An 18,202-nucleotide genomic window follows, 5' to 3' on the forward strand; every position below is an offset into this window, starting at 1 on the left:
TCACGCTCTCGAGATGATGATGACGCCGATGATGATCACCCCCATGCCGACCAGCTTGGTGACGTTGAAATCCTCGCCCAGCAGATATTTCGCCGCAACGGCGTTTACCACATACGCCATGGACAGCATGGGGAAGGCGATGCTGACCGGCACCCGCGACAGCGCGAGTATCCACACCACCACGCTGATGCCGTAGCAGAACAGCGCGGTGACGATGTGCCACTCGGTCGCCAGCTTCCAGCCGACGGGAATGACATTGGCCAGGCTGAACTCGAAATGACCAATAGCGTTGGTGCCCGCCTTCATCAGGATCTGGGCGGCGGCGTTCAGCATCACGCCGATGAAGATCAGGCTGAAATTGAGCAGGCTCATGACTTGATCACCACCACGAGCTGATGGTCACGGTAGATCTCTTTCATGGGCAGGCCTTTCCTCTCCAGTTCGGGCAACACGCCCAGCGGCATGATCGCATAGGCTTCCCTGTCATCGAGCCAGCGCTGCGCAAACGTGGCGAGATCGGGTATCCACTTGTGCGGTTCCTGCCCGATGCCGAACGCCATCTCGTCCTTGAAGTCGACCAGGATGAAGGTGCGCTTCAGATAGAACGGAAGCGTCTGTTCATAGTTCCGGATCGAATAGAAAGGCACCTCCGGTTTGATCTGTGCGGCGATCGCCTCGGCGATGGGGTAGCCAGAGCGTTCGCGCGCGATGGTGTTGTAGCCGGTGATGCCGATCTGCGCCGCGAGCAGTGAAGCCAGCGCGAGCATCGTCAGCCCGAGCGCCACTTTTTCGCGGCGTATACCGTACAGCGCGGAAGCCGTCCCCACCAGCCAGATCGCGGCCGCGACCGTCAGCCATTCGGCGTAGGCGGAATACATCTCATGCTGTACCGGATTCTCGGATTGCTGGTCGACCAGCGGCCCCAGTCCGAACAGCAAGACCAGCAATACCGGCAGCACCGGTGCGATCAGCCAGAACAAGCGGCGTGTGGACATCGTCGCAAGCTGTTTTCCCATCAACAATGCCAGAGCCGGGAACATCGGCAGCAGGTAGGACGGAAGCTTGGAACTGGAGAGCGAGAAGAACACATACACGAACACTGCCCATACCAGCAGGAAGCGTTCGGCGCTGAAGTGCCGTGCCTGGGATGCGCTGTCGCGCCAGGTGCGCAGTACGGTATCGAACATCAGCAGCGTCCAGGGCAGCATGCCGAACAGCAATATCGGCACGAAATAATGCCAGGGCTGGTAACGGGCATGCACCTTGGTCAGGAAGCGCTCGAAATGTTCATGGATGAAGAAGAACTGGAAGAACTCGGGATTGGCCTGTATCACCAGCACGAACCAGGGCGCGGCGACTGCGAAGAATGCGAGCAAGCCGCTGATCCAGTGCATGCGCAGCCAGACCGACACATCCCGGTTGAACAGCGAATACAGGAACAGCGCAGCGCCGGGCAGGATCAGGCCCATCAGTCCCTTGCTCAATACCGCTAATGCCATCGCCGCCCAGGCCAGCATCATCCAGTTACGCCTGAATGGGATAGCTTGTTCATGCTGTGCCAGCAACAGCGAGAAGATGCCGAGCGTGATGAAGAAGGTCACACCCATGTCCAGCGTGTTCACGTGCGCCATCAGCACATAGAGCGTGCTGCTACCGAGGATCAGTGCGGCATATAGCCCCGCCGTCCTGCCGAACAGGCGCATACCGACGAAACCGGTGAGCAGGATGCCAAGGAAACCCGTCAGCGCCGTCCACAGGCGCGAGCTCCATTGGTGTTCGCCGAACACTTCGTAGGCGACTGCCGTGGCCCAATACTGCAAGGGGGGTTTCTCGAAATATTTGAAATCGTTCAGATGCGGTGTGACCCAATCGCCGCTCGCCACCATCTCGCGCGGGATCTCGGCGTAACGCCCCTCATCCGGCTTGATCAGCTTGCGGTATTCAAGATTGCCGAACCAGATGACGACCAGTGCCAGCAGCAACAGCCACAATGTGCGTTGTGAAAAGGGAAGGTTCATCTTGGGCAATTTTGTTTGGGGAAGCGAGCGCGGATTTTATCCTAAACCGCTTTCGGCTCTGCGGTTTCCTGCACCTGAACGCGTGCGCCCCCTTGCGCAAAGGTGATGTCCAGTACATCACCGGCGCTGACCCGACGGCTGTCGGACACGATGCCACCCTGCGCATCGCGCACCAGACTATAGCCGCGCGCCAGCACCCGGTTCGGATCGAGTAGCTGGAGATGTTGCCGCAGCGCCAGCAATCTGTCCGCGTGGCGTTCCATCTGCCGCGTCACGGCGGCCTGCATGCGTCGCGAAGTGGTGGATAGTTGATGCTGCGATCCCGTGACATCCGGGACAAGCACGCCGAGGCGCTGCATCAGCGAACGCAAGTGCCATGCCCGCTGTTGCATCAAGTTTCCTTGTGACAGATACATGCGGTGGCGCAAGGCAGCCAATCGATCCGTCTGCAGTTGTATGCGTTGCGCCGGGTGCACGAGTCTGCGCTGCAGATAGTCCATCTGCTGCATGCGACGCTCGATCTGTCGCATCAGTGCCTGAGATAACTGTTGCCCCTGCTGGCCCAGTTCGTGCAGCAAGGATTGCCGGTCAGGGACGGCAGCCTGCGCAGCGGCAGTCGGCGTGGCGGCGCGCAGGTCGGCTACGAAGTCGGCGATGGTGAAATCCGTCTCATGGCCGACACCGCTGATGACCGGGATCTCGCTGGCGGCGATGGCGCGCGCCACCACCTCCTCGTTGAACGACCATAGATCTTCGATGCTGCCGCCGCCGCGACAGACGATGAGCACGTCGCACTCGGCGCGCTCGTTGGCGGCGTGGATCGCCTGCGCGATCTTGCGAGCCGCACCCTCGCCCTGCACCGGGGTCGGGTACAGCACGACCGGTACACTGGGCATGCGGTTGGACAAGGTGCGCAAGGCATCGCGCAAGGCTGCCGCCTGGGGAGAGGTGACGATACCGATCTGGCGCGGGAATGCGGGCAATTCACGTTTGCGCGCGGCATCGAACAGCCCTTCTTCCGACAACTTCTCCTTCAGCCGTTCGAACGCCTCGTACAGCGCGCCCTGCCCGGCCGGACGCATGCGCTCCAGCGTCAACTGGAACTCACCGCGCGCTTCATACAGCGTGGCCAGGGCGTGCACCTCGACCAGCATGCCGTTCGTTGGACGAAAATCCAGATACTGTTGTTTGTGGCGGAACATCACGCAGCGCACCTGTGCCTGTTCGTCCTTGAGCGAGAAATACCAGTGGCCGGAAGAGGCCGCGACGAAATTGGATATCTCGCCACGCACCCACACCAGCGGCAGGCCGCCCTCGATCAGGCGCTTGGTGGCCAGGTTCAGTTCACGTACGGATAGTACGCTGTCGCTCGGGAATATCATTTACCGGCCGCGTGCATCACCCCAGCGCAGCGGGGTGCGGTCGTCGCCGATGTACCAGGTCGAGCCGGTACGGTGTTCGACACAGTATTTCGGCGAGACGATGGTCTCCTCGAACACCATGTCGTGGCTGATGCGGGTGTATTCCAGCAGGATGCTGCGGATGACCTTGGCATGCGCACAGATGTGCGAACCGCGTGTGATCCAGGTCGGCCCGATGATCTCCGCACCCTCTTCGATGCATACGCCGGAATCGATATAGACCGGACCTTCGATCTTCACCTTGTCCCAGTCGATACAGGTATTGATGCCGACCCAGACGCCTGGCTTGATCTCTTTGCCCGGCATCTGCATGTGGGCGACCTCGCCCCGCAGCACACGCTGCAGCACGCTCCAGTAGTCGGCGATATGCCCGATGTCGATCCAGTTGAAATGGCGCTTCTGCGCATAGAACGGCATGCCCTTCTCGGCCAGCATGGGGAACAACTGACTGCCGATGTCGAACACCTGCCCGGACGGAATCAGGTCTATCACTTCCGGTTCAAAGATATAGATGCCGGTACTGGCGAAATTGGAACGTGCTTCTTCAGGCTTGGGTTTTTCCTGGAACGCGATGATGCGTCCATCCTCGTCGGTCTCGACCACTCCGTAGTTGCCGACCTCGGAATTCGGCACTTCCAGCGTGACCACGCTGGCCATCGCCTTCTTGGTCTTGTGCTCCCACACGGCCGCGCCGATGTCGAGGTCGATCAGCGCATCACCGCACAAGACTATCGTGGTGGTATCGAAGAAACCGCCGAAATCCTGGATCTTGCGCATGCCACCGGCGGAGCCCAGCGATTTCGGCGTGATCTCGCCGTATTCATAGACACCTTCGAAGGAATAGCCGATGTCGACCCCCCAGGTGCTGCCATTACCGAAGTAATTCTCGATCTTCCAGTGTTTGTAGGCGACGTTGACCATGATCTCTTTCACGCCGTAACGTGCCAGATGGTCGACCAGATATTCCATGACGGGTTTGCCGAGGATGGGGATCATCGGCTTGGGCAAGTCTTGCGTCAGCGGCCTGACGCGCGTCCCCTGCCCGGCTGCCAGGATCATGCCTTTGATCTTTTCCACTACTCAGTCCTCCCTGATTCCTTGGCCTGCGATTCTACACTGTTAAAACAAAAGACCCGCCACGGTGGGCGGGTCTTTTAATATGTGGGGTGGCTGATCGGGCTCGAACCGACGACAACTGGAATCACAATCCAGGGCTCTACCAACTGAGCTACAGCCACCATTGAACTTTTTGTTTGGCGTGCCCGAAGGGAATCGAACCCCTAACCCCCAGCTTAGAAGGCTGGTGCTCTATCCGGTTGAGCTACGGGCACCCTTCTTTCGGTATGCACAACAAACTTCTACTACTTGTACCTGGTCGGGGTGGAGAGATTCGAACTCCCGACATCCTGGTCCCAAACCAGGCGCGCTACCAGGCTACGCTACACCCCGAGAGCGCGGCATTATACAGAGCGAATCCGAAAAATCAATTTTGATCGCGGGTTTTTTCCGAAATCTGCGGGATCGCCAGCATCAGGTAATACACCATCGACCACAATGTGAGGATGGCGGCCAGATAGATGAGTACCGTACCGACGGTGTCACAAGGGATACCGAACAAAGGTTCCTGATACAGCAGGAACATGATGGCCAGCATCTGGAAGGTGGTCTTGAGTTTGCCCAGCATGGAGACCGCGACGCTCTTGCTGCTGCCGAGCTGTGCCATCCATTCGCGCAAAGCGGAGATGGTCAGTTCGCGACCGATGATGATGAAAGCGATGATGGCATCCACGTAGCCGAGTTTGAGCAATATGACCAGCGCAGCCACCACCATCAGCTTGTCGGCGACCGGGTCGAGGAAGGCACCGAAGGCGGAGCCCTGGTTCAGCATGCGTGCAAGATAGCCGTCCAGCCAGTCGGTGATGGAGGCCAGCCAGAAGATGAAGGTGCCCAGCAGATGTTTGTGATGCAACGACAGCATCTCGTCCGGCACATAAAACACGGCGATGAACACCGGGATCAGGATGATGCGGAACCAGGTCAGGATATTCGGGATGTTGAGTGGCATGTCAATGCAAATGGTTATATATCTTCTCGGCAAGTGCAGGGCTAACGCCTTCCACTCGTGCCAGCTCTTCTACACTGGCTTGCTGTACGCCTTTCAAGCCGCCGAAGTGTGTCAGCAGGTTGCGGCGACGTTTCTCGCCTACCCCTTCGATCTCCTCCAGCGATGATGTGGTGCGCGTCTTGCCGCGCTTGGCACGGTGTCCGGTGATCGCGAAACGGTGCGCTTCATCACGGACCTGCTGGATCAGATGCAGGGCGGGATGTGCTGGCGGCAATTGTAGCGGCTTTTCCACCCCGGGTCGCAGCAATTGCTCAAGCCCGGCCTTGCGTTCCACGCCTTTCGCCACACCGACCAGGGCGATGTCGGACAAGCCGAATTCGGTCATCACTTCTACCGCCATCGCCAGTTGTCCCGCCCCGCCATCGATCAGAATAAGATCCGGCCGCTTCCCTTCCCCAGCCTGCAATTTCTGGTAGCGTTTCTGCAAGGCCTGCTTCATGGCGGCGTAATCGTCGCCGGGCGTGATGCCTGTGATGTTGTAGCGGCGATATTCCTGCGGACGGATCGCCAGATCGTCATACACCACGCAGGATGCGACCGTCGCTTCGCCCATGGTATGGCTGATATCGAAGCATTCGATGCGTTTCAGGTCCGGCAGCGCGAGTTCGTTGCGCAATGCATCGAGCCGCAGTGACTGTCCCGCTTGCATACCGGCCTGCTGTTTCAATCCGAGCAAAGCATTTGCCTGCGCCATCTCCAGCCACTGCCGCCGCTCTCCGGTCACCGCATGCCGTATCTGTACCTTGTGCCCTGCCTGTTCGCTCAACAAGGCTTCCAGTGCCTCATCCTGCACCGCCGGATGGGTGATGATGAGCGGCGGGACACTGCGTTCGAGGTAATGTTGGGCGATGAACGCCTCCAGCACCTCTACGCCATCCTGCCCCTGCACATCCGCCGGAAAGAACGGTTTGTCACCCAGATGACGCCCGCCGCGCACCACCGCCAGATTCAGGCATAGCGTCCCTTCCGCCTCGACCACGACCACGATGTCGGCATCCGTATCGCGGCCGCTCTCCACGAATTGTCTCTGCTGCACAGTGTGCAGTGCCTGCAACTGGTCACGCAGGGCGGCGGCATGTTCGTATTCCAGCGCTTCGGCAGCCTGTTCCATCGCGGCGCGCAAACGCTTCTCCACCTCATCGAACTTTCCGTGCAGGAGCAATGCGGCGTTGCGCACATCGGTGGCGTAATCCTCGGCGCTGATCAGTCCGACACAGGGGGCGCTGCAGCGGTGGATCTGATGCAAAAGACAAGGACGCGTGCGATTGTTGAAAACACCTTCGTCGCAGGTGCGCAGTTTGAACACCTTCTGCAGCAGATTGATACTCTCCTTGGCCGCCTGCGCATTGGGATAAGGACCGAAATACTGGTTGCGCTTGTCGGTCACACCGCGATAGTAGGTCAGGCGCGGTGACGGGCTGCCGGTGAAGACGATGAAGGGATAGGACTTGTCGTCCCGGAACAATATGTTGTAGCGAGGCTTCAAGGACTTGATGAGGTTGTTCTCCAGCAGCAGCGCCTCCGCTTCCGAGCGCGTGACCGTGGTTTCGATGCGCGCGATATGCGACACCATCAACTGGATGCGCGGCGACAGATTGCTCTTCTGGAAATACGAACTGACACGCTTCCTGAGCTGGTTGGCCTTGCCCACGTACAGCACGTGCCCCTGGCTATCCAGCATACGGTATACGCCCGGCTGCAGCGGCAGGCTGGCGAGAAAATCCTTGGGATCGAATGCTTCGTCTGCCATGTTCAGATCAGTGCCTGAAGTCCTCTTGAAAACTCGGCCGCCCCGCCGTTCGCGGGATGTCTGACCGCACCGGTGACCTTCACCCCCATGTCGCTCAGCAAACCCTCCGCCTTCTTGCCCACCGCAACGATCCTGGCCTGCGGGAACGCTGCGATCAGCAGGCGCATCGCCGGTTCACCCAGTTCGATCTCTTCCGGCTTCGGTGTCCTGTTCGACCATAGATCGTCGGCGCGATGCGGGTGGAGCTGCATCGCGTTCCACAGGATGGTACGCTCGGCGATGCCGAGGCGGTACAGCGTCTTCCACACGATGGTGGCGGACGGTTCGGAGAACGGCAAGCGCCGGGTAGACAAACGATCGGACAATGCCGCGATGCGGGGGATGGCCCCCTCGCCCAGCAATCGCTCGCTGGTGAAGGCGATGCCGCTGTAGCGGCACCCTTGATAGCCCGGTGCCTCGCCCGCCAGGATGAACTCTGGCTTGCAATCCAGATGGGCGGCCAGACGTGCCAGTTTGGCTGCCGGGCCATTCCCTTCGGCATCATGCGGGCAATGATCCGCCCAAGGGTTGAACAGTCCCGCCTTGCCCGATGGCAGGGTGGCGACCAGGCTGCGTGCCAGTGAAAGGCTGGAAGACGGCATGTTTATCCTTCGTCTGATCTTGCTGCTGCAATGAAAAGCCCCGCAGAGCGGGGCTGTTGACGACTTGTCGGCTCACAGCCCCGGCCTACCCCTTGCGGGTGCGCGGCGGGGCTCGTGCAGACTGCGGACTGCCTTATTCGGTAGCCGGTGCCGCAGCTTCGGGTTGTGACTGCAATGCCTTCATGCTAAGACGCATGCGGCCCTTGTCGTCCACTTCCAGAACCTTGACCTTGACGATCTGGCCTTCCTTCAGATGATCGGCCACGGCAGCGATACGCTCGTGCGAAATCTGCGAGATATGCAGCAGACCATCTTTGCCCGGCAGGATGTTGACCAGCGCGCCGAAGTCCAGCAGCTTGACCACCGGGCCTTCGTAGACCTTGCCCACTTCGACTTCGGCCACGATGTCCTCGATGCGCTTCTTGGCCAGCTCACCCGCCTCACCGCTCACGCATGCGATGGTGATGTTGCCGTCGTCGTCGATGTCGATGGTGGTACCGGTCTCTTCGGTCAGCGCGCGGATCACTGCGCCGCCCTTGCCGATCACATCGCGGATCTTGTCCGGATTGATCTTCATCTTGATCATGCGCGGCGCGAAGTCGGAGACTTCAGGACGCACGGTAGGCATCGCCTGCTTCATGATGCCGAGGATGTGCTTGCGGCCTGCCTGAGCCTGGCTCAGCGCGACCTTCATGATCTCCTTGGTGATGCCGTTGATCTTGATGTCCATCTGTAGCGCAGTGATACCGTTCTCGGTACCCGCCACCTTGAAGTCCATGTCGCCCAGGTGATCCTCGTCGCCCAGGATGTCGGTCAGTACCGCGAAACGGCCACCGTCCTTGATCAGGCCCATGGCGATGCCTGCCACGTGATCCTTCACCGGCACGCCTGCATCCATCAGCGACAGGCAGCCCCCGCAGACGGAAGCCATGGAGCTGGAACCGTTGGACTCGGTGATCTCGGAGACCACGCGGATCGCATAACCGCATTCTTCTTCGCTCGGCAGCACGGCAACCAGTGCGCGCTTGGCGAGACGGCCGTGGCCGATCTCGCGGCGTTTAGGTGTGCCGACACGGCCGGTCTCGCCTGTGGAGTACGGCGGGAAGTTGTAGTGCAGCATGAAGCGGTCGGAATATTCACCTTCCAGTGCATCGATCTTTTGCGCGTCACGCATCGAGCCGAGTGTAGCCACGACCAGCGCCTGCGTCTCGCCGCGGGTGAACAGCACCGAACCGTGGGCACGCGGCAGCACGCCGGTACGGATGGTGATCGGACGCACGGTGCGCGTGTCGCGACCATCGATACGCGGCTCGCCGCTCAGGATCTGACCGCGCACGATACGGGCTTCCAGCGCGCTGAACAGCTCGTTGATCTCGTTCTTGGAGACGTTCTCGAACTCGGGCACAGCCAGTGCTTCCATCACCTTTGCATGGATCTCGCCGACTTGCTGGGTGCGGGCCTGTTTCTCGCGCACGGCATAGGCAGCCTTCAGGTCGTTCTCGGCCAGCGCGTTGATGCGGGCGATCAACGCCTCGTTCTTGGGAGCCGGTGTCCAGTCCCAGTCGTCCTGGCCGACTTCCGATGCCATCTCGTTGATGGCATTGATCACGGTCTGCATCTGCTCGTGACCGAACACCACGGCACCCAGCATCACTTCTTCCGACAGTTGCTGCGCTTCGGATTCGACCATCAGCACAGCCTGTGCAGTACCGGCCACGACCAGATCCATCTGCGATGTCACCAGTTCATCCTTGCTCGGGTTCAACAGATACTGGCCGTTCGCGTAACCCACGCGCGCTGCGCCGATGGGGCCGTCGAACGGGATACCGGAGATCGCCAGCGCGGCGGACGCACCGATCATGGAGGGGATGTCGGCGTCGATCTGCGGATCCGAGGACATGACGGTCGCCACGATCTGCACCTCGTTGTAGAAGCTTTCCGGGAACAGCGGGCGCAGTGGACGGTCGATCAGTCGCGAAGTCAGGATCTCCTTCTCGCTCGGGCGGCCTTCACGCTTGAAGAAGCTGCCTGGGATCTTGCCGGCGGCATAGGTGCGCTCCTGATAATCGACGGTGAGCGGGAAGAAGTCCTGATCCGGTTTGGCATCCTTGCGCCCCACCACGGTGACCAGAACCGTGGTGTCGCCCAGACTGACCATGACTGCGCCGCTGGCCTGACGTGCGATCTCGCCTGTCTCCAAAGTCAGTTGATGATTACCGTAGCTAAGTGTTTTTTTATAGTGGATCAAAGTAGACCTCTCTTGAAGTTTGTGCGGATACGGGCGGACAGGCACGCCAAAACGAAGCGGGCCGCATTTGCGACCCGCTTTATTGCGTTATTACTTGCGCAGTTCGAGGCGCTGGACCAGTGCCTTGTAACCTTCTTCGTTCTTGCTCTTCAGATAGTCGAGCAGTTTGCGGCGACGGCTCACGAGGCGCAGCAAGCCGCGACGGGAGTGGTGATCCTTGTTGTGCTCCTTGAAGTGTTCGGTCAGGTAGTTGATACGTGCCGTCATCAGGGCTACTTGTACTTCGGGGGAGCCGGTATCGCCTTTGGCGCGCTGATAGTCAGTCACGATCTGCGATTTTTGAGCGGCGGTAATAGACATTGACTTCTTCTCCAGTTAAAAAGGTGCGGTAATAAAAAAAGTGCGGCATTCTACACTTGAATAGGGGTGCCGCTCAAGCTGATTTCGGCAGAGCTGCCATGCGGGCGACGCCGGATAGAAGGCGGATCGGGGACAATCTCCCGCAAACCAACTCACCCAAACCGATGAAGTCGCCCTCCGCATACAGGCGGCGCTTGCCGTCTGGATGCTGGTCCTGCATCGCCAGACGCTGCCCTTGCGCCAGCCGTCCGGCCTGCACGGCATCGAGAGTCAGGACCGGGAACCCACTGACCAGGCTATCCACCGGCAACAGCAAGGCATCGCGCCCAGCCCCATCCACGGCCTCGAGTTCCTGCAGGGTGTGCGCCTTATCCAGGCCGAACTCGCCTATGCCGGTGCGACGCAAGGCAATCAGATGCCCGCCGCAGCCCAATGCTTCGCCGATATCTTCACCCAGAGTGCGGATATAGGTGCCCTTGCTGCACAGCACATCTATATCCAGCTCGGTTCCCTCCCAGCGTTCCAGACGCAGCTCCCGGATGAAGACCTGCCGCGTCTCGCGCTCGACCATCTCGCCTTTGCGTATATATTCGTACAGCGGTTTGCCCTGATGCTTCAAGGCACTGTGCATGGGGGGGAGTTGCGATATCTCGCCGGTGAAACGGAGAAGGACTTGTCTGACCTGCGCTTCATCTGTCGTTACAGGACGCTCCTCGATGACCTCGCCTTCGGCATCACCCGTCGTCGTACGCTGACCGAGACGGATCGTAGCGCGATAACGTTTATCGGCATCCAGCAAGGCATGGGTGAATTTGGTCGCTTCGCCGAAGCAGATCGGCAACAGGCCGGTGGCGAGCGGATCCAGCGTGCCGGTGTGGCCGGCCTTCTCCGCGCCGAACAGCCCGCGCACTTTAAGCATCGCGCTGTTGGAGCTGAGCTGCAACGGTTTGTCGAACAACAGCACGCCGTCTATCTGGCGTTTGGTGCGGCGGACCTGCTCAGTCTTTCTTGTCACTGGCTACCGCTTGATCGATCAGTTGGGACAGGTGCGCGCCGCGTTCGATGGAGGCATCGTAGATGAAATGCAGCTGGGGGGTGATGCGCAGTTTCATGGATTTGGCGAGCTGGCTGCGCAAGAAGCCGGAGGCGCGCTCCAGGCCCGTTTGCAGCTGTTCGTTCCCACCTTCCAGGGATGTGTAGAACACCTTGGCATGTGCATGGTCGTTGGTGACGCTGACACCGGTCAACGTCACCCTGCTCACGCGCGGATCCTTCACTTCTAGGCGGATCAACTCAGCCAGTTCGCGCAGGATCTGCTCGGAGATGCGGTCGGTACGGGCGTAGTCCTTCGCCATCTATTAAAGGGCTCGCGCCACTTCGACGATCTCGAATACTTCCAGGAAATCGCCCACTTCCAGATCGTTGTATCCCTTCAGCGACAAGCCGCACTCGAAGTTGGACCTGACTTCCTTCGCGTCGTCCTTGAAGCGCTTGAGGGAATCCAGCTCGCCGGAATGGATCACCACGTTGTTGCGCAGCACGCGCACGCTGGAACCGCGTTTGATCATGCCCTCGGTGACATAACAGCCGGCCACGGTACCCACCTTGGAGATGTGATAGACCTGACGCACCTCGACCATGCCGATGATGCTTTCCTTCTTCTCCGGTGCCAGCATGCCCGACAATGCCGCCTTGATCTCGTCCACCATCGCATAGATGATGTTGTAGTAACGGATATCCACGCCCGCCGTCTCGGCCAGTTTGCGCGCCGAAGCGTCTGCGCGTGAGTTGAAACCGATGACGACGGCCTTGGAAGCCAGCGCCAGGTTGATGTCGGATTCGGTGATGCCGCCCACGCCGCTGTGGATGATGCTGACCTTCACCTCGTCGGTGGAGAGTTTCTGCAACGAGCCGGCGATCGCCTCGATGGAGCCTTGCACGTCCGCCTTCACGATCAATGGCAGGGTGCGCACTTCGCCTTCGCCCATCTGTTCGAACATGTTCTCCAGCTTGGCGGCCTGCTGCTTGGCCAGCTTCACGTCGCGGTACTTGCCCTGACGGAACAGCGCGATCTCGCGCGCCTTCTTCTCGTCTGCCAACACCAGGAAGTCCGCACCGGCGACCGGCACTTCGGACAAGCCCTGGATCTCGACCGGGATCGACGGCCCCGCTTCGTTCACGGCCTTGCCGTTCTCGTCCAGCATGGCGCGTACGCGACCGGAGACCGAGCCGACCAGCACGGCATCTCCGCGTTTCAGGGTGCCGGATTGGACCAGCATGGTCGCCACGGCACCCTTACCCTTATCCAGTCGCGCCTCGACCACCACGCCCTTGGCACTGGTGTTCCTGGCAGCCTTCAATTCCAGAACCTCGGCCTGCAGCAGGATACCTTCGAGCAGTTGGTCGATGCCCTGACCTGTCTTGGCCGAAACCTCGACGAACATGCAATCGCCGCCCCAGTCTTCCGGTACCACGCCTTCGGCCACCAGTTCCTGGCGCACACGCTCGGAGTTCGCCTCGGGCTTGTCGATCTTGGTCACGGCAACCACTATGGGCACGCCGGCCGCCTTGGCATGGTGGATGGCTTCTTTGGTCTGCGGCATCACGCCGTCGTCGGCAGCACAGACCAGCACCACGATATCCGTCGCCTGCGCACCGCGTGCGCGCATCGCCGTAAAGGCTTCGTGACCCGGCGTATCGAGGAAGGTGACCATGCCGCGCGGAGTATCCACGTGATAGGCACCGATATGCTGCGTGATGCCACCCGCTTCGCCGGATGCCACGCGGGTACGGCGGATATAGTCCAGCAGCGAGGTCTTGCCATGGTCGACGTGACCCATCACGGTCACCACCGGCGCACGCGGCTCAAGGACAGCATCCTCGTGTGCCACGTCTTCCATCAGGAAGGCATCCGGATCGTCCGGCTTGGCCTGAACGGCCTTGTGGCCCATCTCCTCGACCACGATCATCGCGGTCTCCTGATCTAGTACCTGGTTGATGGTCACCATGGATCCCATCTTCATCAGCGCCTTGATGATCTCGGCGGCCTTGATGGACATCTTCTGCGCCAGCTCGGCGACAGAGATGGTCTCCGGGATGGTGACTTCCTGCACGATCGGTTCGGTCGGCAGCGAGAAGGCATGCGCGGCCTCGGCCTTGCTGTGCTTGTCGTGTCGACCGGCGCGCAGCGAACCCGGGCGAGTCGTCACGCCGCTGCGGGTATCCGTCGTGCGCGATGTCGGGCGCTTCTTGTGACCGGCTTCATCCCACGGGCTGTCCTTGGGAGCGGCTTTCTCTGCTTTTCTGGAAGGTCTGGCCACCTTGTCACCCGGACGCAGGGCGGGTTTGTGCAAGGTACCCTCGGGCGCGGCGACAGCCGCGACGGGTGCGACCGGCGTCTCTGCAACAACGGGCTTTTCCTCGGCGACCGGTTCCGGTTTCGCTTCTGCGGCGACGGTCTTGCGCTTGCTGCGCGCCTGTTTGGCTTCCAGATCAGCCGCCTGACGCGCGGCCAGCTCGGCCAATTGACGGGCCTCTTCCTCGCGCGCCAGTTTTTCGGCCTCGTCCAGCACCTGCTTGGGCTTGACTGCCGTTTCTTCTACCACTTCGGGCACAACGACCGGCTTGGCTTCCGCCTGTTCGGCCATCGGTGCGATGGTGCGTTTCTTGCGCACCTCGACCTGGATGGTGCGAGATTTGCCCGTGCTGTCGGCTTTTTTTATCGCAGTCGTTTCGCGGCGCGTCACCGTGATCTTGCTCTTGCCGCCACCGTGCGCGCTGCGCAGGTGCTCGAGCAACTTCGCTTTATCTTGCTCGGATATCGGATCGGAGTCCTTTTGTTTGGCGACACCTGCCGACTGCAACTGTTCCAGCAGCAGCTCGACCGGGAGCCCCAGTTCCCCGGCGAATTGAGCGACATTGATTTTTCCCATTACTTTCCTTCAGCCCAAAGGCTCTGCTTATTCGAACCAAGGCGCACGCGCCGTCATGATCAACTGGTTGGCACGCTCACCGTCCATGCCGGTCATCTCCATCAGCTCGTCGGTATCGAGATCGGCCAGATCGTCCTGCGTGCCCACGCCTTTACCTGCCAGCGTACGGGCCGTATCGGCATCCATACCTTCGATCTTCAGCAGGTCCTCGATGTTGTGCTCGACCTGCTCTTCGTTGGCGATCGCGGCCGTCAGCAATGCGTTGCGTGCGCGGCTGCGCAGCTCTTCCACGGTCGCCTCGTCGAACGCCTCGATCTCCAGCATCTCTTCCAGGGGCACATAGGCCACTTCTTCCAGCGTGGAGAATCCTTCCTGCACCAGGATGTCGGCGACCTCCTCATCCACATCCAGCTTGGACACGAACAGGTCTCGGATCACGGCGAATTCCTGCTCGTTCTTCTCAGCAGACTGCTCGACCGTCATCAGGTTGATCTCCCAGCCGGCCAATTCGGAAGCCAGACGCACGTTCTGGCCGCCGCGGCCGATGGCCTGCGCCAGATTCTCTTCCTCCACCACTACATCCATGCTGTGCTTGTCTTCATCCACCATGATGGATGTGACTTCAGCCGGTGCCAGCGCATTGATGACGAAAGTAGCCGGATCGTCCGACCAGAGGATGATGTCCACGCGCTCGCCCGCCAGTTCGGTGGTCACCGCCTGCACACGCGAACCGCGCATGCCGACACAGGTGCCGATCGGGTCCAGACGCTGGTCGTTGGTGCGTACCGCGATCTTGGCGCGGGAGCCGGGATCGCGCGAAGCGCTGACGATCTCCAGGATGCCTTCTTCGATCTCGGGCACTTCCAGCTCGAACAGCTTCTTCAGGAACTCGGTGGTGATACGCGACAGGATGATCTGCGGGCCGCGCACGGTGCGATCCACACGCAGCAGATAAGCGCGGACACGGTCGCCGACGCGCAGGTTCTCCTTCGGGATCATCTGGTCACGCGGCAGCAGTGCCTCGATCTTGCCGAATTCGATGATGGCGTTGCCGCGCTCGATACGCTTGATCGTGCCGGACACCAAGTGCTCGTTGCGCTCCATGAAGTCAGCCAGGATCTGCTCGCGCTCGGCGTCGCGGATCTTCTGGAAGATGACCTGCTTGGCTGCCTGCGCGCCGATACGGCCGAAGTCGATGTTCTCAAGCGGCTCTTCGATGTAGCCTTCCAGCTCCGCCTCAGGATCGCGCTTCTTCGCCTCTTCCAGCTTGATATGCAGCTCGGGTGTCTCGAAGGTCTCGTCGTCCATCACCTGCCAGCGACGGAAAGACTCGTACTCGCCGGAATCGCGGTCGATGCTCACACGCACATCGGCTTCCTCGTCCACGAAACGCTTCTTGGTCGCGGAAGCCAGAGCAGACTCCAGCGCACCGAACACGATCTCCTTGTCCACGTTCTTTTCACGTGCCAGGGCATCCACCAACAACAGAACTTCACGACTCATCGTTATTCTCCGACTGCATCAAATCAAAATACGGGCACCAGACGTGCCTTGTCCACATTCGACAGCTCGATCTCGACCGAACTGCCCGCCATATCCAGCTGCAGCACACCATCCTTCAGCTCGCCGATGATGCCCACCAACTGCTTGCTACCGTTCACGGGCAGACGCATCTTGAACTTCGCCTTCTGCCCTTTGAAGCGCACAAAGTCCGCTTCCTTTTTCACCACCCTGTCCAGCCCCGGTGAAGACACCTCCAGGCGCTCATATTCCACGCCTTCCACCGTGAACAGGCGTACCAACTGGTTGCTCACCCGCTCGCAGTCTTCGACCGAGATGCCATCCGGCTTGTCCATGAACACGCGCATCAGTCCGCGCCCGGACAATTCCAGATCGACCAGCTCGTAGCCCATGCCGGTCAGCGTCGTTTCAACCAGATTCGCAACGTCCATATTCGATCCCACAAATAAAAAACGGGCTCGAGGCCCATCTGAAAACGGCGCGGATTGTACCAAAAGGTTTGCTTATGGGAAACAGGTATTTATGGAATGACCCACAATACACCCCGCCATGCACCCCGCATGCCGCGTAAAGCATGCGCCAGCAGGGGCAGAACGGGGGGGTATCGCGCCGATTCAGCCGGCGTCGAACAGCTTGCGGATGCCTTGCACATCCGGGGCCAGCACCACGCCCTTTTCGGTGATGAGTCCCGTCACCAGCTCCGCCGGGGTCACATCGAACGCCGGATTGCGTATCTTCACCCCCTCCGCCGCCCAGTGATAGTCGCGGAAGCCCTTCACCTCATCCACCGAGCGCTCCTCAATGGGGATGTCCTTGCCCGAAGCGATGTTCAGGTCTATGGTCGACAGCGGGCACGCCACATAGAACGGGATGTTGTGCCGCTTCGCCAGCACCGCCACCATGTAGGTGCCGATCTTGTTCGCCACATCGCCGTTGGCCGCCACGCGGTCCGTGCCCACCACCACCGCGTCGACCTCGCCGTGCGCCATCAGGTGGCCCGCCATGTTGTCGGTGATCAGCGTGACGGGGATGCCTTCCTGCACCATCTCCCAAGCCGTCAGCCGCGCCCCCTGCAGGAAAGGCCGCGTCTCGTCGGCGATCACGGAAATCTTCTTGCCCGCCTCCACCGCCGAGCGGAACACCCCCAGCGCCGTGCCCCAACCCGCCGTCGCCAGCGCCCCCGCATTGCAATGCGTCAGCACCCGTGCGCCGTCCTTCAGCAAGGCCGCGCCGTTCGCGCCCATCGCCTTGTTGATGCGGATATCCTCGGCATGGATCTCATGCGCCTCGGCCAGCAGACGCTGCGCGATCTGCTGCAGCTTCTGCGTCGTCACGCCCTCCCACACCTTGCGCATGCGCTGCAAACCCCAGAACAGGTTCACCGCCGTCGGACGGCTGGCGGCCAGCACCTTGAAGCCCTCTTCCATGCCCGCGTTGAACTCAGCCGCAGACTTGTCCTGCAAGCGCAGCGCCTCCAGCGCCACCCCATAAGCCGCCGCCACCCCGATGGCCGGCGCACCACGGACCACCATGCTGCGGATGCCCTCGGCCACGGAATGCGCGGTGTAGTAACTCAGATACTCGAACGCAGCGGGCAGGATGCGCTGGTCTATCATCTCCAGCCGGTTGTTGAACCAGCGCAGGGTTTCGATCTTCATCAATCCCCCTCGAACTCGCACAACGCGAACACCTTGTGCCCGCGCTTCTCCAGCCGCGCGCGACCGCCAATATCCGGCAGGTCGATCATGAAGCTGCATTCGATGACATGGCCGCCCATCTTCTCGATGAGGATGCAGGCGGCTTCGGCGGTGCCGCCGGTGGCGATGAGGTCATCCACTAGCAACACTTTCTCGCCTTTGGCGATGGCGTCGGTGTGGATCTCGATGCGGTCGGTGCCGTATTCCAGTTCGTAGTCGTGGCCGATGACTTCGGCGGGCAGTTTGCCTTTCTTGCGGATGGGCACGAAGCCGATGCCTAGCGCATAGGCCAGCGGCGCGCCGAGGATGAAGCCGCGCGATTCGATGCCGGCGATCTTGTCGATCTTCACATCCTTGTATCTGCGCACCAGTTCGTCGATGGTGGCGCGCAGGCCGACAGGGTCCTTTAGCACCGTGGTGATGTCGCGGAACATGATGCCTTGCTTGGGATAGTGAGGCACTGTCCTCACGCGTGACTTGATGGGCATG

Annotated in this window: 16 protein-coding genes and 3 tRNA genes; all 19 read right to left on the reverse strand. The window is 60.6% G+C overall.

What is annotated here, in order from left to right:
* The 19 genes from ACYPYQ_RS11605 to ACYPYQ_RS11695 all read right to left on the reverse strand — a co-directional run bounded on the left by ACYPYQ_RS11605 (position 1) and on the right by ACYPYQ_RS11695 (position 18,201).
* On the reverse strand, positions 1-372 hold the full coding sequence (locus ACYPYQ_RS11605) for an EamA family transporter (protein WP_459724004.1): 372 nt from the start codon (positions 370-372) through the stop codon (positions 1-3).
* Positions 369-2,018, reverse strand: coding sequence for a glycosyltransferase family 39 protein (locus ACYPYQ_RS11610; protein WP_459724005.1), 1,650 nt, complete (start codon positions 2,016-2,018; stop codon positions 369-371). Before ACYPYQ_RS11610 ends, ACYPYQ_RS11605 begins: the two co-directional genes overlap by 4 nt.
* Positions 2,019-2,059: 41 nt before the next feature.
* Positions 2,060-3,400: an exodeoxyribonuclease VII large subunit gene (gene xseA / locus ACYPYQ_RS11615; protein ID WP_459724006.1), complete on the reverse strand. Its 1,341-nt coding sequence runs from the start codon at positions 3,398-3,400 to the stop codon at positions 2,060-2,062.
* Positions 3,401-4,516 (reverse strand): sugar phosphate nucleotidyltransferase, encoded by a 1,116-nt coding sequence (locus tag ACYPYQ_RS11620; RefSeq protein WP_459724007.1) that lies wholly within the window; start codon positions 4,514-4,516, stop codon positions 3,401-3,403. It abuts the gene before it with no gap.
* An 85-nt stretch (positions 4,517-4,601) separates the two neighbouring features.
* Positions 4,602-4,677, reverse strand: a tRNA-His gene (locus ACYPYQ_RS11625).
* Between the two features lie 16 nt (positions 4,678-4,693).
* Positions 4,694-4,770, reverse strand: a tRNA-Arg gene (locus ACYPYQ_RS11630).
* A 41-nt stretch (positions 4,771-4,811) separates the two neighbouring features.
* Positions 4,812-4,888, reverse strand: a tRNA-Pro gene (locus tag ACYPYQ_RS11635).
* Between the two features lie 34 nt (positions 4,889-4,922).
* Positions 4,923-5,504 carry a CDP-diacylglycerol--glycerol-3-phosphate 3-phosphatidyltransferase gene (pgsA, locus tag ACYPYQ_RS11640; protein WP_459724008.1) on the reverse strand — a complete coding sequence of 194 codons (582 nt, stop codon included), beginning with the start codon at positions 5,502-5,504 and terminating at the stop codon, positions 4,923-4,925.
* 1 nt (position 5,505) lies between these two features.
* Positions 5,506-7,314 carry an excinuclease ABC subunit UvrC gene (uvrC, locus tag ACYPYQ_RS11645; protein WP_459724009.1) on the reverse strand — a complete coding sequence of 603 codons (1,809 nt, stop codon included), beginning with the start codon at positions 7,312-7,314 and terminating at the stop codon, positions 5,506-5,508.
* 2 nt (positions 7,315-7,316) lie between these two features.
* A complete protein-coding gene (locus tag ACYPYQ_RS11650) occupies positions 7,317-7,955 on the reverse strand; it encodes a uracil-DNA glycosylase (RefSeq protein WP_459724010.1) in 639 nt (212 codons plus the stop codon).
* 133 nt (positions 7,956-8,088) lie between these two features.
* Positions 8,089-10,203, reverse strand: coding sequence for a polyribonucleotide nucleotidyltransferase (gene pnp / locus ACYPYQ_RS11655; RefSeq protein WP_459724011.1), 2,115 nt, complete (start codon positions 10,201-10,203; stop codon positions 8,089-8,091).
* A 90-nt stretch (positions 10,204-10,293) separates the two neighbouring features.
* Positions 10,294-10,563: a 30S ribosomal protein S15 gene (rpsO, locus tag ACYPYQ_RS11660; RefSeq protein WP_459724012.1), complete on the reverse strand. Its 270-nt coding sequence runs from the start codon at positions 10,561-10,563 to the stop codon at positions 10,294-10,296.
* Between the two features lie 73 nt (positions 10,564-10,636).
* On the reverse strand, positions 10,637-11,578 hold the full coding sequence (gene truB / locus ACYPYQ_RS11665) for a tRNA pseudouridine(55) synthase TruB (protein ID WP_459724013.1): 942 nt from the start codon (positions 11,576-11,578) through the stop codon (positions 10,637-10,639).
* Complete coding sequence (rbfA, locus tag ACYPYQ_RS11670; protein WP_459724014.1) at positions 11,562-11,918, reverse strand: 30S ribosome-binding factor RbfA; 357 nt, start codon at positions 11,916-11,918, stop codon at positions 11,562-11,564. The genes truB and rbfA overlap by 17 nt, the downstream gene beginning before the upstream one ends.
* Positions 11,919-11,921: 3 nt before the next feature.
* Complete coding sequence (gene infB / locus ACYPYQ_RS11675) at positions 11,922-14,495, reverse strand: translation initiation factor IF-2 (protein WP_459724015.1); 2,574 nt, start codon at positions 14,493-14,495, stop codon at positions 11,922-11,924.
* 27 nt (positions 14,496-14,522) lie between these two features.
* Positions 14,523-15,998 carry a transcription termination factor NusA gene (gene nusA / locus ACYPYQ_RS11680; RefSeq protein ID WP_459724016.1) on the reverse strand — a complete coding sequence of 492 codons (1,476 nt, stop codon included), beginning with the start codon at positions 15,996-15,998 and terminating at the stop codon, positions 14,523-14,525.
* Between the two features lie 23 nt (positions 15,999-16,021).
* Positions 16,022-16,447, reverse strand: coding sequence for a ribosome maturation factor RimP (gene rimP, locus ACYPYQ_RS11685; RefSeq protein WP_459724017.1), 426 nt, complete (start codon positions 16,445-16,447; stop codon positions 16,022-16,024).
* Between the two features lie 183 nt (positions 16,448-16,630).
* Complete coding sequence (gene mtnA, locus ACYPYQ_RS11690; RefSeq protein WP_459724018.1) at positions 16,631-17,674, reverse strand: S-methyl-5-thioribose-1-phosphate isomerase; 1,044 nt, start codon at positions 17,672-17,674, stop codon at positions 16,631-16,633.
* Positions 17,674-18,201 (reverse strand): adenine phosphoribosyltransferase, encoded by a 528-nt coding sequence (locus ACYPYQ_RS11695; RefSeq protein ID WP_459724019.1) that lies wholly within the window; start codon positions 18,199-18,201, stop codon positions 17,674-17,676. The genes mtnA and ACYPYQ_RS11695 overlap by 1 nt, the downstream gene beginning before the upstream one ends.
* Position 18,202: the final 1 nt, after the last annotated feature.

This window comes from Sideroxyarcus sp. TK5, assembly GCF_054601595.1.

Bases quoted from the DNA above. Each gene is read 5' to 3' on its own strand.
- ACYPYQ_RS11650 (WP_459724010.1), bottom strand. From the start codon at position 7,955: ATGCCGTCTTCCAGCCTTTCACTGGCACGCAGCCTGGTCGCCACCCTG.
- nusA (WP_459724016.1), bottom strand. From the start codon at position 15,998: ATGAGTCGTGAAGTTCTGTTGTTGGTGGATGCCCTGGCACGTGAAAAG.
- ACYPYQ_RS11695 (WP_459724019.1), bottom strand. From the start codon at position 18,201: ATGCCCATCAAGTCACGCGTGAGGACAGTGCCTCACTATCCCAAGCAA.
- pgsA (WP_459724008.1), bottom strand. From the start codon at position 5,504: ATGCCACTCAACATCCCGAATATCCTGACCTGGTTCCGCATCATCCTG.
- infB (WP_459724015.1), bottom strand. From the start codon at position 14,495: ATGGGAAAAATCAATGTCGCTCAATTCGCCGGGGAACTGGGGCTCCCG.
- uvrC (WP_459724009.1), bottom strand. From the start codon at position 7,314: ATGGCAGACGAAGCATTCGATCCCAAGGATTTTCTCGCCAGCCTGCCG.
- mtnA (WP_459724018.1), bottom strand. From the start codon at position 17,674: ATGAAGATCGAAACCCTGCGCTGGTTCAACAACCGGCTGGAGATGATA.
- rimP (WP_459724017.1), bottom strand. From the start codon at position 16,447: ATGGACGTTGCGAATCTGGTTGAAACGACGCTGACCGGCATGGGCTAC.
- xseA (WP_459724006.1), bottom strand. From the start codon at position 3,400: ATGATATTCCCGAGCGACAGCGTACTATCCGTACGTGAACTGAACCTG.
- ACYPYQ_RS11610 (WP_459724005.1), bottom strand. From the start codon at position 2,018: ATGAACCTTCCCTTTTCACAACGCACATTGTGGCTGTTGCTGCTGGCA.
- ACYPYQ_RS11605 (WP_459724004.1), bottom strand. From the start codon at position 372: ATGAGCCTGCTCAATTTCAGCCTGATCTTCATCGGCGTGATGCTGAAC.
- rpsO (WP_459724012.1), bottom strand. From the start codon at position 10,563: ATGTCTATTACCGCCGCTCAAAAATCGCAGATCGTGACTGACTATCAG.
- rbfA (WP_459724014.1), bottom strand. From the start codon at position 11,918: ATGGCGAAGGACTACGCCCGTACCGACCGCATCTCCGAGCAGATCCTG.